Source organism: Candidatus Omnitrophota bacterium (genome assembly GCA_041653595.1).
In the GTDB taxonomy this organism is placed as follows: Bacteria; Omnitrophota; Gorgyraeia; order Pluralincolimonadales; family Pluralincolimonadaceae; genus Pluralincolimonas.
The window spans coordinates 41,860-58,262 of sequence record JBAZFB010000004.1; the positions used below are offsets into that span (position 1 = coordinate 41,860).

A 16,403-nucleotide genomic window follows, 5' to 3' on the forward strand; every position below is an offset into this window, starting at 1 on the left:
GCTATAATTAAATAGAGCCTAAAATGAATTAGGAAGAGACGAAGGCGTCTTTCATATAAATGAAAGGCGCCTTTTTCGTCTTCTGTAGTACAACTGATTACGCAAATGAATAAAAAAGCAGGGAATAAAATGGCATTTGAGCGCCTGCCCGAGAAACAGGGGCTTTACGACCCGCGGTTCGAGCACGACAGCTGCGGCGTGGGATTCGTTTGCGATATCAAAGGCCGCAAGTCGCATGATATCGTGGCCAAAGGGATCCTCGCTTTGGAGCATTTGATGCACCGCGGCGCCACCGGCTCCGACCCGAAGACAGGCGACGGCGCGGGCATCCTGATACAGGTGCCGCACGAGTTCCTGCTGAAGGAATGTTCGAAGGCGGGTATCCGCCTGCCCAATGCCGGCGATTACGGCATCGGCCTTGTCTTTTTGCCGGCCGACGGCAAAGAGAGGAAATTCTGCGAAGATAATTTCAAGAAGATCTCCGAGGAGGAAGGGCTTATATTCCTCGGCTGGCGCGAAGTCCCGGTCGATAATTCGGCCATCGGAAAGACCGCAAAGGAATCCCAACCTATCATAAAGCAGGTATTTGTCGGGCGTTCCGCTGACATCGCCGGCGAACTTGCTTTTGAAAGGAAGCTGTATATCGCCAGGAAAAGGGTCGAAAACCTTGTCCGCGGCTCGACCATAAGGCAAAAAGCTTTCTTTTATATTTCCGGCCTGTCGTCGCGCACGTTGAGCTATAAGGGGCTCCTGATGTCGACGCAGCTAAAAGATTTTTTCCCTGACCTGAAAGACCGTGCGCTGGAGAGCTCATTTACGCTTTTCCACGCGCGCTACAGCACGAACACATTCCCGGCCTGGGACCTCTCGCAGCCGTTCCGTTTCCTCGCGCATAACGGCGAGATAAATACCCTGCGCGGCAATATCAACTGGATGAAGGCGCGGCAGGGCTTGCTCGAGAGCGGCGTATTAGGCAAGGATATAACGAAACTCTTCCCGGTCATAGTCCCGGGCGGCAGCGACTCGGCTTCGCTGGATAATATGCTGGAACTGCTGGTCCTGGGCGGCCGCTCGCTTCCTCACGCGATGATGATGCTCATCCCCGAGGCATGGCAGGGTAACGACCAGATCGGCGAGGAGAGAAAGCGCTTTTATGAATATCACGCCTGCCTTATGGAGCCGTGGGACGGCCCGGCGGCCATAGCTTTCACCGACGGAAAATTTATCGGCGCAACGCTCGACCGAAACGGCCTCAGGCCCGCGCGTTACGTTATCACGAAGAACGGCCTCGTCGTGATGGCCTCCGAAGCCGGCGTCCTCGATATCCCGCCCGCAGAGGTCGCGGTCAACGGCAGGCTCCAGCCCGGCAGGATGTTCCTGATCGATACCCATGCCGGGCGCATAATCGGCGACGAGGAGCTTAAATCGTCGATATCAAACCTAAAGCCGTACGGCAGGTGGCTCGATGAGAATATGGAGAAACTCGAGGACGTGCCTTTCCCGCGTTCCTTTAAGGTCTGGCACGAGAAGGACCTGGCCCCGGCCCTCAAGGCGTTCGGTTATTCCAAGGAAGACCTCCGCAGGATAATCAAGCCCATGGCAGGGGACGGCAACGAGCCTACCGGCTCGATGGGCGACGATACCCCGCTTGCGGTCCTTTCGACCAGGCCCAGGATGCTCTACGATTATTTCAAACAGTTATTCGCGCAGGTCACCAACCCGCCCATCGACCCGATACGCGAAGAGCTCGTCATGACCCTTAACACGTATCTTGGCAGCGAGAAGAACCTGCTCGACGAGACCCCGGGCCATTGTCACAGGCTCAAAGTCAATAATCCCATCCTGTCGAATATGGACATCGAGAGGATCCGCCATATCCGCAACGGGACATTTAAGGCTAAGACTATTTCGACGCTCTTCGAGGCGAAAAAAGGAAAAGCAGCGTTCAAAAAGTCGCTGGATAGGATATGCGCCGAAGCCGACAAGGCCGTCAAGAGCGGCTGCACCTTTATCATATTAAGCGACAGGGGAGTCGACGGTAAGTTTGCGGCGCTCCCGGCGCTCCTTGCGTGCGGCGCCGTCCACCATCACCTTGTCCGCAAAGAGACGCGTACACAGGCGAGCATAATAATCGAGAGCGGCGAACCGCGGGAGGTCGCGCATTTCGCGCTTCTCTTCGGGTACGGCGCGGGCTGTATTAATCCCTATCTGGCCTACGAGACGATAGAGAAGATGATCAGGGAGAAGGACCTTGTCATCGCTTTCCCTGACCCGGAACTCGCGGCCAGCTCCGCGCGCAAGAACTATACCGACGCGGTAAACCACGGGCTCCTGAAGATCCTGTCGAAGATGGGCATATCGACGCTGCAGAGCTACCGCGGCGCGCAGATATTCGAGGCCGTCGGGTTGAGCGGCGGCCTTATCGAAAAATGTTTTACCGGCACGGCCTCGCGCATCGAGGGCATAGGACTCGACGAGATAGCGCAGGAGGTCATAAAGAGGCACGGCGAGGCGTTCCCGGAGACGGAATCCGGCCCGGCTCACCTTCCCAACGGCGGCCTTTACCAGTGGAGGCGCGACGGCGAGTTCCATCTCTGGAATCCCGAGTCCATCGCCGCGCTCCAGGATGCCACCCGTTTTGAGGACCCGGAGCTGTATAAAAAATTTGCCGCGCTTATAAACGACCAGGAGAAGAACCTCTGCACTTTGCGCGGCCTTATGAAATTCAAGCCCGGCGCGAAACCAATCCCGCTTGACGAGGTCGAGCCGGTATCTGAGATAGTAAAACGTTTCGTGACAGGCGCGATGAGTTTCGGTTCGATAAGCAGGGGCGCGCACGAGACGATGGCCATAGCCATGAACCGCCTCGGCGGAAAATCAAATTCCGGCGAAGGCGGCGAGGACCCGGCGCGTTACGCGCCGCTGCCTAACGGCGACAGCCTCCGTTCCGCGACGAAGCAGGTCGCATCCGGCAGGTTCGGCGTCACGATAAACTACCTGACCAACGCCGATGAATTGCAGATAAAGATCGCCCAGGGCGCGAAACCCGGAGAGGGCGGGCAGCTGCCCGGCCATAAGGTGAGCCCGGTCATCGCGAAGGTCCGCCATTCGACGCCCGGAGTCACGCTTATATCGCCGCCGCCGCACCATGATATCTATTCGATCGAAGACTTAGCGCAGCTTATCTTCGACTTAAAGAACGCGAACCCGCGCGCGCGGATAAGCGTAAAACTTGTTTCAGAAATGGGAGTGGGCACTATCGCGGCCGGCGTCGCCAAAGGCCATGCCGATATGATACTCGTATCCGGCGGTGACGGCGGGACCGGCGCGTCGCCTTTGAGCTCGATAAAGCACGCGGGCCTGCCGTGGGAGCTCGGGCTTTCCGAGACGCACCAGACGCTGGTCTTAAACGACCTGAGGAGCCGCGTGCGCCTGCAGACCGACGGGCAGATGAGGACCGGCCGCGACGTCGTTATAGCGGCGCTCCTGGGCGCCGAGGAATACGGTTTCGCGACCGCAGCGCTCATCACTTTAGGCTGCGTCATGCTCAGGCACTGCCATTTGAACAATTGCTCGGTCGGCGTTGCCACGCAGGATGAGGACCTCAGTAAGAGGTTCGCCGGCAAGCCCGAATATCTCCAGAGATATTTTTATTTTGTCGCCGAAGAAGTCCGCGGCATCATGGCGGAACTCGGGGCGCGCAAGCTCGACGAGCTTATAGGCCGCACCGAGCTCATCGAGATGAATACCGGCATATTGAATTGGAAGGCCAGGAACGTCGACCTTTCGAGGATATTATATAAACCGCAGGTTCCTTCTTATGTCGGAACGCGCTGCGGTAAGAAACAGGACCACGGCCTCGACAAGGTAATGGACCTTAAGCTTATCGAAAGCGCGAAGCCGGCGCTCGATAATAAGGACCACGTCAAGGCCGACCTTTCCATAAAGAATACGGACAGGGCGGTAGGCGCAATGTTAAGCGGCGAGATAGCGCGCCGTTACGGGGAGAAGGGCCTTCCGGACGATACGATACATTATAAATTTACCGGGACCGCCGGCCAGAGTTTCGGCGCGTTCCTGTCCAGGGGCGTAGTCTTCGAGGTCGAGGGCGAGGCCAACGACTACGTCGGCAAAGGTCTTTCCGGCGGGCGTATCATTGTCTATCCTCCGAAGGCGTCGGCTTTCGAGGCCCCGGAAAACATCATCATAGGCAATACCACTTTCTACGGCGCCACTTCAGGCGAGGCGTATATCTGCGGCGTCGCCGGCGAAAGGTTCTGCATACGCAACTCCGGGATCTACGCCGTCATCGAGGGTGTGGGCGACCACGGATGCGAATATATGACCGGCGGGCGCGTCGTCATCCTCGGGAAGACCGGGCGCAACTTCGCGGCCGGGATGTCCGGAGGCATCGCGTACGTCTACGACGAAGACCGGGAATTCAAGACGAGGTGCAACATGGGGATGATCGCGTTCGAAGCCCTCGACGGGGAGGATACGGCGACCATACAGAAGCTCCTCTCTAACCATATCAGGTATACGCATAGCGCCAAGGCGAAGGCCGTTCTTGATGATTTTGACAACGAGATAAGGCATTTCATCAAGGTCATGCCGGTGGAATACAAGCGCGCCCTTGAAGGCAGGCTCATGAGGAAGGACGTGCTCTTCGAAGAGGTAAGCGATGGTTGATACAAAGAGATTCCTGAAAATAAAACGGGAGGCCTCATCTTACCGCGAGGTATGCGAGCGCGTAAAGGATTACAGAGAGGTGGCTGTCCTGCGCCCGGAGGAGAAGTCGAAAGACCAGAGCTCTCGCTGCATGGACTGCGGAGTGCCGTTCTGCCATTGGGGCTGCCCGATCGGGAATTATATACCGGAGTGGAACGACCTGATGTTTCGCGGCCAATGGAAAAAGGCAATAGACGTCCTGGGCGCGACGAATAACCTGCCCGAGATAACCGGCAGGATCTGCCCGGCACCGTGCGAATACGCGTGCGTCCTCGGGATAAACGATGACCCTGTCACTATACGGGAAGACGAGCTCGATATTATAGAATATGCTTTCAAAGAGGGAGGGCTCAAGCCCAACCCGCCGAAAAAACGCACCGGCAAGAAAGTCGCCGTCATAGGTTCCGGACCGTCAGGCCTTGCCTGCGCCGACCAGTTGAATAAAGCCGGGCATAAAGTCACGGTATTCGAGAAGGACGACAAGATAGGCGGAATACTGCGCTACGGCATACCCGATTTCAAGCTCGACAAATCCGTCCTCGACAGGCGCATAAAGATATGGAAGAAAGAGGGGATAGAATTCAAGACATCCGCTGATGTAGGCGCCGATTATAAAACGTCCAAACTGAAGAAGGATTTCGACGTGATCGTGCTTGCCGGCGGGAGCCGCTTCCCGCGCGACCTCAAGATACCCGGCCGCGAGCTGGGCGGAATACATTTCGCGATGGATTTCCTCGTCCAGTCGAATAATAGGGTTTCCGGAATCAAGGTACCTTCCGGAAAGCTCATCGACGCGAAGGGTAAGAAGGTTGTCGTTATCGGCGGCGGTGACACAGGCGCTGACTGCGTAGGCACCGCGCACAGGCAGGGCGCGTCATGCATCGTCCAGATAGAGCTCTTGTCCCAGCCTCCGGAATGCCGCACAAAGGATTTTCCGTGGCCGAAATATCCGATGCTTTTGAAGACAACTACGAGTCATCAGGAGGGCGGCGAACGCTATTGGTCGGTCTCGACCAAGAAGTTTGAGGGCGCCGGCGGAAAGGTCAAGAAACTTTCCTGCGTAAAGGTCGAGATAGGCCGTGACGATAAAGGCTGCATGATGATAAAAGACGTCCCGGGAAGCGGATTTGAGATAGAAGCGGACCTTGTCGTCCTCGCGCTCGGGTTTATGCACCCCGAGAAAGGGCTCATCTCACAGCTCGGCGTCGAGCTCGACCCGCGCGGGAACGTAAAGACCGACGAGCATTATCTTACCTCGGTAAAAGATGTCTTCGCCGCAGGCGATATGAGGAGGGGCCAGTCGCTCATCGTCTGGGCCATCTCCGAAGGCCGCCGCGCCGCCCACTCCATCGACAAATACCTCATGGGCTCCACCCGCCTGCCGGCCATTTGAGCCGTCTTGACAATCCCCGCATTTTGCCGTAAAATACCACCTACAACAGTCAAGTAATACTGCAGCGAAGAACCGAAGCTCCTGCCAGCATTACCTCTAACTAACAAAAAAACGTAAATGGAATATCTCAAAATAGGTCTTACATTACTATTTGACCCGCTGTCTTTGTTTTTCCTGGCGGTCATAGCGCTCGTCTCGGTGCCGTCGGCGGTCTACGCGATAGGCTACTTAAAAGGGGACCATTCACGCGGCGGGACGCTCCTCGCGTGGTCGCTTATGGCCGCGTTCGTCCTGTCTATGGCGCTCGTAGTCACGGCCGGCAATGCCTTTCTTTTCCTCGTCGCATGGGAGCTGATGTCGCTCCTTTCGTATTTCCTCGTCGTCTTCGACCACAAGCATGAAAAATCAGTGAAGGCAGGCACTATCTACATAGTCATGACCCACATCGGGACGGCATTTATTACCGCGGCCTTCCTTATTATTTTCAAGTACGCCGGGTCGTTCGAATTTTCCGCGTTCAAACAGGCCTGCCTCTCGATGCCCGGTAACATAAAAGATATCGTTTTTATCTTCTTATTGATAGGGTTCGGTACGAAGGCGGGGATCGTGCCGCTTCACATCTGGCTTCCTTACGCGCATCCCCAGGCGCCCAGCCACATCTCAAGCATAATGTCCGGTGTTATGATAAAGACGGCCATCTACGGGATGGTCAGGTTCATCATCTTTATCCTCGGCGTCAATTCGTTGTGGTGGGGCAACCTCGTGCTGGTCGTCGCGATAGTTTCGTGCCTCGTTGGCGTCATTTATGCGCTTATGGAACATGACCTGAAGAAGCTCCTGGCCTATCACAGCGTCGAGAATATCGGGATCATCCTTCTCGGCGTCGGCGCCTCGATGGTTTTTATTAAAATGGGAAATCCGGTCCTTGCCGTATTCGCGCTCTGCGCCGGCCTGTATCATTTGGTTAACCACGCTGTATTTAAAGGCCTTTTATTTTTGGGCGCGGGCGCAGTCTATAAAGCTACCGGGACGCGCAATATGGAAGACCTCGGCGGGCTGATAAAGCTGATGCCGTGGACCGCGGCGACATTCCTTGTCGGCGCGATGGCGATATCGGCGCTGCCTCCGTTGAGCGGGTTCGTGAGCGAGTGGCTTACCCTCCAGGCGTTCTTTTTTGGCGCGCTCGCTTCGGCGGGAAGCTATAAGATATTCTTAAGCGTATGCGCGGCGATGCTCGCCCTGACAGGCGGCCTTGCCGCCTCGTGTTTCGTGAAGGCCTTCGGCATTACGTTCCTGGCGATGCCGAGGAGCGACCGCGCGAGGGAGGCAAAAGAGGTATCGCTTTCGATGAAATCAGCCCTTGTAGCCATGTCCATATTTACGGTCATCCTTGGGCTTGCGGCTTCGGTGATGATCAAGATATTGGTCGTCGTCTCGGGCTGCGCGACAGGCATCGAAACCTCCGGCATGAGCTTTACCCTGAATAATTTCACGCTCGCGCCGCAGCCTGGAACATATCTTTCGGTCCCGCTCATAACCCTTGCGCTTATATTCGCAGCCGGCGCCGGCTTGGCCCTCGTCCGTACCGGACGCAAGCGCGTTTGCGAGGGAAAGACATGGGGCTGCGGCTATTACGACCTGGACTCAAGGACAGAATATACCGCGACCGCCTTTTCAAAGCCGTTCCGGATAGCGTTCAGTTTCTTTTTACGGCCGTACAGCAAGACAGAGAAGATAAGGGAATCGTTCTATCACGTAAAATCATTCAAGTACGAGGTCTTTACCACCCCTGTCTTCAGGCGTTATATATACGAGCCTGCGCTTAACCTTATCGTCAAGACGGCGCACGCGATGAAGCGTATACAGCCGGGCAGCATCCACGTCTATATCGCCTATATTTTTGTCACGATACTGGCGCTTGTTATTTTTATGGGGAGGCCCTGACATGAAAACCGCGCTTATCTTCATCCAGGTCGCGATGCTCATCGTTTTATCGCCTCTCGTTAGCGGCATAATAAGGAAGATAAAGAATAATATCAGGATGCGCAAAGGCGCCGGCATATTCCAGCCGTATTATAACCTTGCTAAGCTTTTCGCGAAGGAAGAGGTCGTATCGGATACTACGTCGTGGATATTCAGGGCCGCGCCGTTTGTCGTCCTTGCCTCATCCGTGTGCGCGTTGTCGCTCGTGCCTGTATTCTCGCCGGCGCTTTCGTTCTCCAATATGGGCGATTTCCTCTCCTTAATATTTATTTTGGCGCTCGGCAGGTTCTTTATCGCCCTCGCCGGACTCGACGCGGGGAGCGCGTTCGGCGGAATGGGCTCATCGCGGGAGATGTTCATATCGACATTCGTGGAGCCCGTGGCCTTGCTGTCGATCTTCGCGGTCTCGCTCAACGCGGGTTCGACGAACCTGGCGTCGGTCAGCGCGCCTGCCGTTCTGCGGTTGTCATCCATCATCGCGGCGCTCTCGCTTTTTATAGTGACTATCGCCGAGACCTCGCGCATCCCGGTCGATAACCGGGAGACCCACCTGGAATTGACGATGATACACGAGGCGATGGTCCTGGAATATTCAGGCAGGCCGCTCGCCCTTATAGAATTGGCCTCGCACATAAAGCAGATATTGTTCTTTTCCCTGATAGCCGCGGTCGTCATCCCGTGGGGCGATTTCGCCCTCAAGATGGCGGCGATCATCATAGCGGTGAGCCTGATAGAGGTATCGGTGGCTAAGATGAGGCTGTTCAGGGCCGTGGATTTCCTGAGCTTCGCGTTCGTCCTCTCGATAATGGCGGTCATCGTCTCCGCGGCGGGGTACTGATATGTTCATGAATATATCCTTATTCGCGATACTCATGATGGCCTTCGCCATGGTCGCGGCGAAACGGGTGACCGCCCTGATAAACGGTTTCCGCGCCCAGTCGCTATTCCTGTTCCTTTTTATGTTAGTGCTGGCGCGCAGGGCCGATTCGACGGAATTATATATAGTCGCCGCGCTCCTCTTCCTGATAAAAGTCATATTGATACCGCGCATGCTGCACAGGGTGGTAAAAAGGATAAAAGTGAGCGAAGATCTCGGGCTTTCCGCGAACCCGACCGTCTCGATCTTCGCAGCCATCGTGCTGGCTTACCTGGCGTACGCGTTCACCGGGATGATAGCCGGTGTTCCGGCGTTCTTCGTCTCTATCTCGATAACGCTCATCGGCTTATTTATCATGATATTCAGGATGAAGGCGCTGGCCCAGATAGCCGGCCTGCTCATAATGGAGAACGGGATGTTCCTCGCCGCAGCCAGTGTCTCCGGCGGGATGCCGTTCATAGTCGAAATAGCGATATTCTTCGATGTCTTCCTCGCGGTGATAATACTCGGTATTTTCGTCTATAAGATAAACAGCCTGTTCACGCATATAGACGTGGACAAGCTCACTGAGCTGAAAGGTTGACGAATGAATAGGATAAAGGCATTGGGCGTCATCAACGCGGTATTGCATCTCGCGATATCGGCCGCTTCTGTATTCCTTGCCTCGTATGTGCTAAAGGAAGGTCCGGTCAGCGGTTTTGATTTCTTCTATATCGACGCGCTGAGCGCTTTCTTTATCCTTACGATATCCGTAGTTAACCTTGCTGCGGCGCTTTATTCGATAGGCTATATGGAGAAGGATGTCGAGGCGGGGACGATAAAGGAGAGGAAGGCGGGCGCCTATTACGGGCTCTTTAATCTCTTCGCGTTCACTATGTATTTCGTGACGGTCGTGAATAACCTCGGCATGCTCTGGGTCGCGATCGAGATGACGACCCTCGTTTCCGCGTTCCTGGTGGGTTTCTACAACAACAAGAGATCCATCGAGGCGGCCTGGAAATATATAATAATATGCTCGGTAGGCATAACGCTTGCCCTTTTGGGGACGATATTATTTTATTATACCGCCTCGCGCGACGGGGGGATATCGAGCCTGAACTGGACCGACATGATGGACGCGGCGGGAAAGCTCGACCCGAAGGTGTTGAAGGTCGCGTTCCTTTTCATCCTTGTCGGATACGGGACCAAGGCCGGCCTCGCGCCCATGCATACCTGGCTCCCTGACGCGCACAGCCAGGCGCCGGCGCCGATAAGCGCGCTCCTCTCCGGCGTGCTCCTTAAGACGGCTATCTACGCGATAATCAGGTTCACTTCCATAATAAATATCTGCATCGGCACGTCATATTCGGACGGGCTGCTTATCTTCTTCGGGCTCCTTTCACTCGGCGTATCCGCGGCGTTCGTGATCGTCCAAAAGGACATCAAGCGCCTGTTCGCGTACAGCAGCGTCGAGCATATCGGCGTCATAACTTTCGGCCTGGGCATGGGCGGCGCGCTCGGGCTTTTCGGCGCGCTCTTCCACGTATTCAATCACGCGGTGACGAAATCACTCATGTTCTTCAGCGCCGGCAATGTGGTGAAAAAATATAAGACGAGCGAGATGGGCGCGATAAGGGGAGTGCTAAACGCCATGCCTTTTACCGGCATCATGCTGATAATAGGCGCGTTCGCCCTGACGGGTTCCCCGCCGTTCTCGGTATTTTTCAGCGAAGTGATGATACTCATCTCGGGTTTCGGGCAGGGGCTTTATCTCCAGTCGGCGCTCTTCCTGCTCTTTTTGGCGATAATATTCGGCGCGGTCATACACCATATAAGTAAAATAGCCTTCGGAAAGAAGCCGCAGGATATGCCGGTCTCCGGCGAACCCTTGAGCGGGAAGATGGCGTTCGTACTCCTGCTGTTATTCATATGCGCGCTCGGGTTCAAGCTGCCCGCGCTTTTCAGCGGGCTTATTACTTCGGCGATAGAGATAATAAGAGGGGCATGATGGGCTTCAGGGATGAATTATATATAGACGTAAAACCGGAAGAGTTCAGGAGCAAGTGCCTGGAACTCCACAAAAAACTTTCTTCTCCTGTGATGATGTATTTCGCGGTCGACGAGAGGAAAGAGAAGGGATCATTTGCGGTCTATTGCGCCTTCCTCGACGCGGCGGATAAGAGGTGGGCATTTGTCAGGATGTACCTGCCCCAGGACGGACCCGCATTCGAGTCGGTCTCAAAAGACATATTTTCCGCGTCCCTCTTCGAAAGGGAGATAAGGGAGATGTTCGGGATCGAGCCGCGGGGGAATCCCGACCTGAGAAGGCTCAATCTCCACGAGGAGGTCTGGCCCGAGGGATTTTATCCCCTGCGCAAGGATTTTACCCCTCCGGAGCGCGCGCGGAAAGCCGAGGGTTCGTACAAATTCAGGAAAGTCGAAGGAGAAGGCATCTTCGAGGTGCCGGTCGGCCCGGTCCATGCCGGGATAATCGGCCCGGGCCATTTCAGGTTCAGCGCGGCCGGTGAACCGATAATAAATCTTGAGGCGAGGCTCGGGTTTACCCATCGCGGGGTCGAGAAGATCTTTGAAGGTATGCCTTCGGCCGGGTCGGCTGAGGCTGTTTGTTTTTCCGAGCGCGTCTCAGGCGATTCCGCGTTCGCTTACAGCACGGCATATTGCTCGGCAGTAGAGAAGATATACGGTATACGCGTCCCGGAACGGGCGCAGTACATAAGGGCGATATTCCTCGAGCTTGAGAGGATGTATAACCACGCGAACGATATCGGGGGAATGGCCCTCGACGTGGGTTTCAGTTTCCCGAACGCGTTCGCCTCGGTAGTAAAAGAAAAGATCCTTGCCCTCAACGAGAAGATGTCCGGCAGCAGGTACCTCAAAGGCGTAAATACCGTAGGCGGAGTGAACAGGGACCTGAGCGGGTCCGAGAGGATGGCCCTGGCGGATTCGCTTGCCGGGATATCTAAGGACCTCGAAGAGCTCAAGGCCATGCTCAAATCAAGCATATCCTTCATGGACAGGGTCGATAAGACAGGCATATTAAAGAAGAAGACCGCCGCAGACCTCGGCATAGTCGGCCTCGCGGCGCGCGCGTCGGGCATCCCGATGGACCTGAGGAATACTTTTCCCGGCGTTTACGCCGCCGCGAATTTCAACCTCATAAAAGAGGAAGAGGGCGATGTCCTCGCCCGCCTTAACCTGCGCCTGCGGGAAGCCTCCGAATCGGCGCGCCTCATAAAAGAATTTGTCAGGATCATGAACCAGGGCGACACATCGCCCGCGAAGAAGATCGAACCGGCGGCGGGCTGCGGGATCGGCCATGCCGAAGGCTGGCGGGGCCCGGTCCTCTTCTGGATAAAGACAGGCGCCTCAGGCCGGATAGAGAGATGCAAGATAGTCGACCCGTCTTTCCATAACTGGCAGGGGTTGTGTTTCGCGGTCCTGGGGAATATCATCCCCGATTTCCCTCTGTGCAATAAGAGCTTCGACCTATCGTATCCGGGGAATGACCTATGAAAAATATATTTAAGAACAGAATGATCAAGGGGATGGTCACCATCCCGGTAGGGAAAGACGCCGATGAGGCCGATAAGCTCGGCGTAGAATTAAAAGCGCGGATACAAAAGAGGTTCGGCAGGTCTTTCCATATACGGGAGGTCGATACCGGTTCATGCAACGGCTGCGAATCCGAGATAATCGCGACCACGAACCCCATTTATGATATCCAGCGGTTCGGTATCGACTTTGTCGCGTCCCCGCGCCATGCCGACGCGCTGCTCGTGACCGGACCGGTATCGAAGAATATGGCGCTGGCGCTGCGCAGGACCTACGATGCGATGGCCGAGCCGAAATTCGTCATAACCCTGGGCGATTGCGCCCTCGACGGCGGCGCGTTCAAGGATTCATATTACGTCGCCGGCGGGGTAAAAGAGATACTTCCCGTAGACCTGCATATCCCCGGCTGCCCGCCGTCGCCTCTTGCCATAATAAAATCACTCTTGGACTTTCTAAGCGCATAGAGTATAATCGTTGGTGATATGGAAGACCGCCATTCGGACGATACTCTAAAAGTTATCAATCGCCGGCACAGCGTCAGGCAATTCCTGGAGAGGCCGGTCGACGATTCCCTTATTAAGGCGGTGCTCGACGCCGCGAATAAGGCGCCGTCGGCGCATAACCAGCAGTCGTGGCGTTTCATCGTCGTGCGCGGCGAGAAAAAGCAGCAGCTGGCCCAGCTCGTTGTGGATAAGTCCCCGGGATTCCCGAAGCCGTCCTCTTCCATACTCCGTATGGCGGCGAGGAGCATAAGCAACGCTCCGGTCGTCATCGCGGTCATGAACACGGGCACGCTGATAAGCCGCGGGACAGAACTGTTCAAGATAGAAAAAGACAAGGCGAAGGATTTTTTCCGGACGATGGAGATACAAAGCTCTTCCGCGGCGGTCGAGAACCTGCTTATCGCCGCGACCTCCCTCGGCCTCGGCAGCGTATGGCTCGGGATATTGTTCTTGATAAAAGATGAGATCCTGTCGTTCTTCGGTGAGGCAAAAGGGGAATTTATGGCGGTCATCCCAGTCGGTTATCCGGCCAAAGAACAGGAAGGCCCCAAGAAAAAATCGCTGGAATATGTCGTGAGGTATATTGAAAAATGACAAAAGAAGATATTATCAAGTTCATCAACGCGAATCTCGTCTGCCATCTCGCCACAACCGAAGGGGACCAGCCCCACGTCAGGGGCATGATGGCGTACCGGGCGGACGAGAAAGGGATAATATTCCACACCGGTAATTTGAAAGACCTGTTCAAGCAGGTCTGCGACAACCCCCTGGTCGAGGCCTGTTTCTTCGATCCCAATACCAACACGCAGGTCAGGGTGAAGGGCAAGGCCGTCATAATATACGACGATAACCTGAAGAGGGAGATCGTCGCGGCAAGGCCGTTTTTGAAACCCTGGGTCGAGGAGCTCGGCCTCGATCTGATAGTGACCTTCAGGATAACGGATTGCCGCGCCTGCGTCTGGACGTTCGGGACGAATTTTGCGCCCAAGGAATACGTCAAGATCTCCGACTGATACTTATGCTGACGATCGGAAAGCTCAACCTGAAGTCCAGCCTCATCCTCGCCCCTATGGCGGGCATAACCGACCTGCCGTACCGCATGCTCAACCGCAAGTTCGGCGCCGAGCTCGCATTTACCGAGATGGTCAACGCGCGCTCGTTAAGCTACAGCAATGTCAAGGCGCTCGAGATGCTCGGATCGGCGAAAGGCGACAGGCCGCTCGGCATCCAGCTCGTCGGGAACGAGCCCGAATATCTTAACCGCGCGGTAGAAAAACTCCATAAATACAGGTTCGATATCCTCGATTTCAACGCAGCCTGCCCGGAGAGAAAGGTCACCGCAAAGGGAGAGGGCGCCGCCCTTCTTAAAGACCTGAAAAAATTAAAACGCCTCCTTAAGATACTCGTCAGGGAATCGAAATGGCCGGTCACGGTCAAGCTTCGCTCCGGTTGGGACAAGAATAGCGTAAACGCCGCGGATGCGGCTTTGCATGCCGAGGACGCGGGCGTGGCCGCAATATTCATCCACGGCAGGACGCGCAACCAGCTCTACGGCGGCCAGGCCGATTACGGCATAATAAGGAAGGTAAAAGGCGCCGTCAGGGTCCCGGTCATCGGAAGCGGCGACGTCTTGTCAGGGCCGCTCGCGAAGAAGATGTTCGATGAGACCGGCTGCGACGCGATACTCCTTGCGCGCGGCGCGCTGGGGAACCCATGGCTGTTCAAAGAGGTAGAGGCTTATCTTAAGGATGGCTCTGTGCCGGAAAGGCCGTCAAAAGAGGTCATAATAAAGACGATGGTTAGTCATCTCAATGCCTCGGTCAAATGCTTCGGCGCGAAGAGGAGCATCCCGTTCTTCCGGAAATTCTTCTGCTGGTATACCAAGGGGCTCGATAACGTCCGCCCGCTGCGCGTAAAAGCATGCGCCGCTGAGACAAAGAAAGAAATGCTTGATATAATAAACGAAATTAACATATAATCTAATAAGGAAGGGCTAATATGAGACCAAAAAGGATAGCGATACTTACCGGCGGCGGGGACTGCCCGGGCCTGAACGCGGTCATACGCGCCGTGGCTAAAAAAGCCATGGGCGAGGGGCGCGAGGTCGTGGGGATCAAGGACGGTTACAAGGGCCTCGTTGAAAACAATTTCAAGAAACTCGATAATTCCGATGTCTCGGGTATCCTCACCCTGGGAGGCACGATACTCGGCACGTCCAATATCGCCAACCCTTACCGTTACGCCATAGAAGGCAAGGGCTGCAAGGTCACCTTCAAGGATTACCACAAGAGAGCCATAAATAATTTTAAGAACTCGAAAGCCGACGCGCTGGTGGCTATCGGCGGGGACGGGACGCTAAGCATAGCCTATCGGCTTTATGAAGACGGCATCCCGGTAATCGGTGTCCCTAAGACGATAGATAACGATATCCTCGGCACCGACATCACGTTCGGTTTCGATACGGCCGTATGGGTGGCGACCGAAGGCATAGACAGGATACACACGACCGCGCAATCGCATCATCGCGCGATGATAATAGAGGTCATGGGGCGGACCGCGGGCTGGATAGCCCTGCACTCCGGGGTTGCCGGCGGCGGCGATATCATACTCATCCCCGAGATCCCCTACGATATCAATGTGGTCGTCAAAAAGATAAAAGATAGGCACCGCAGGGGAAAGAGGTTCAGCATAATAGTGATATCCGAAGGCGCGAAGCCGAAGGGCGGGGATGTTGTAGTAAAGAGGGTGGTAAAGGAGAGTTTCGAGTCGGTCAGGCTCGGCGGCGTAAGCTTTGTTCTCGGCAGCCAGATCGAGAAATTAGCGTGCGGCATCGAGTCGCGCGCTGTAGTGATGGGCCATCTACAAAGGGGCGGTTCGCCCACGCCTTTCGACCGCGTATTAGCCACACAGCTCGGCACAAGGGCGGTGGATTTCATAAACGAAGGCGCGTTCGGCCATATGGTCGCGGTCAGGAACAATGAGTTTGTGAAAGTCTCGCTCAGTGAAGTAGCCGGGGGCAAAAGGCTTGTCCCGAGGAACCATCCGCTCGTCGCGTCAGCGCGCGCGGTCGGGACCTGCTTCGGGGATTAAGGATCCAAGGAGGGAAGATGAAGAGCATACTGATAGCGCTTTTGCGCACCCGCAGTAGATCGGCGGTGAATTTCCAGAAAGTCCTCACCAAATACGGTTGTTTCGTGAAGACGCGCCTCGGCATCCACGACGGCGTCCTTAACCAATGCTCCGATGTTGGCCTGATAATTCTAGAACTCGTCGGTGACAGCAAGAAAAAGAAGGAACTCGCCAAAAGGCTTAATGCCATTCCCGGCGTCACCGCGAAACTCGTCGAGATCACTCTTAAAAAATAACC

Annotated in this window: 13 protein-coding genes; all 13 read left to right on the forward strand. The window is 55.4% G+C overall.

What is annotated here, in order from left to right; all coding sequences use genetic code 11:
- Positions 1-105 precede the first annotated feature (105 nt).
- Positions 106-4,689, forward strand: a complete 4,584-nt coding sequence (gltB, locus tag WC317_02675; GenBank protein ID MFA5339037.1) for a glutamate synthase large subunit — start codon at positions 106-108, stop codon at positions 4,687-4,689.
- Positions 4,682-6,121, forward strand: a complete 1,440-nt coding sequence (locus WC317_02680) for a glutamate synthase subunit beta (GenBank protein ID MFA5339038.1) — start codon at positions 4,682-4,684, stop codon at positions 6,119-6,121. The genes gltB and WC317_02680 overlap by 8 nt, the downstream gene beginning before the upstream one ends.
- A 117-nt stretch (positions 6,122-6,238) precedes the next feature.
- A complete protein-coding gene (locus WC317_02685; GenBank protein ID MFA5339039.1) occupies positions 6,239-8,065 on the forward strand; it encodes a proton-conducting transporter membrane subunit in 1,827 nt (608 codons plus the stop codon).
- Between the two features lies 1 nt (position 8,066).
- Positions 8,067-8,942 carry an NADH-quinone oxidoreductase subunit H gene (locus WC317_02690; protein MFA5339040.1) on the forward strand — a complete coding sequence of 292 codons (876 nt, stop codon included), beginning with the start codon at positions 8,067-8,069 and terminating at the stop codon, positions 8,940-8,942.
- A 7-nt stretch (positions 8,943-8,949) separates the two neighbouring features.
- Complete coding sequence (locus tag WC317_02695; GenBank protein MFA5339041.1) at positions 8,950-9,564, forward strand: hydrogenase; 615 nt, start codon at positions 8,950-8,952, stop codon at positions 9,562-9,564.
- 3 nt (positions 9,565-9,567) lie between these two features.
- Positions 9,568-10,968, forward strand: a complete 1,401-nt coding sequence (locus tag WC317_02700) for a hydrogenase 4 subunit F (protein ID MFA5339042.1) — start codon at positions 9,568-9,570, stop codon at positions 10,966-10,968.
- Positions 10,965-12,494, forward strand: a complete 1,530-nt coding sequence (locus WC317_02705; GenBank protein ID MFA5339043.1) for an NADH-quinone oxidoreductase subunit C — start codon at positions 10,965-10,967, stop codon at positions 12,492-12,494. Before WC317_02700 ends, WC317_02705 begins: the two co-directional genes overlap by 4 nt.
- Positions 12,491-12,997, forward strand: coding sequence for an NADH-quinone oxidoreductase subunit B family protein (locus WC317_02710; GenBank protein ID MFA5339044.1), 507 nt, complete (start codon positions 12,491-12,493; stop codon positions 12,995-12,997). Before WC317_02705 ends, WC317_02710 begins: the two co-directional genes overlap by 4 nt.
- A gap of 18 nt (positions 12,998-13,015) precedes the next feature.
- Positions 13,016-13,630 carry a nitroreductase family protein gene (locus WC317_02715; GenBank protein MFA5339045.1) on the forward strand — a complete coding sequence of 205 codons (615 nt, stop codon included), beginning with the start codon at positions 13,016-13,018 and terminating at the stop codon, positions 13,628-13,630.
- On the forward strand, positions 13,627-14,049 hold the full coding sequence (locus WC317_02720; GenBank protein MFA5339046.1) for a pyridoxamine 5'-phosphate oxidase family protein: 423 nt from the start codon (positions 13,627-13,629) through the stop codon (positions 14,047-14,049). The genes WC317_02715 and WC317_02720 overlap by 4 nt, the downstream gene beginning before the upstream one ends.
- 5 nt (positions 14,050-14,054) lie before the next feature.
- Positions 14,055-15,014: a tRNA dihydrouridine synthase DusB gene (gene dusB / locus WC317_02725; protein ID MFA5339047.1), complete on the forward strand. Its 960-nt coding sequence runs from the start codon at positions 14,055-14,057 to the stop codon at positions 15,012-15,014.
- Positions 15,015-15,034: 20 nt separating this feature from the next.
- The gene (locus WC317_02730; GenBank protein MFA5339048.1) at positions 15,035-16,126 is read left to right on the forward strand and encodes an ATP-dependent 6-phosphofructokinase; all 1,092 of its coding nucleotides are present in this window, start codon (positions 15,035-15,037) and stop codon (positions 16,124-16,126) included.
- A gap of 17 nt (positions 16,127-16,143) precedes the next feature.
- A complete protein-coding gene (locus WC317_02735; GenBank protein MFA5339049.1) occupies positions 16,144-16,401 on the forward strand; it encodes a hypothetical protein in 258 nt (85 codons plus the stop codon).
- Positions 16,402-16,403: the final 2 nt, after the last annotated feature.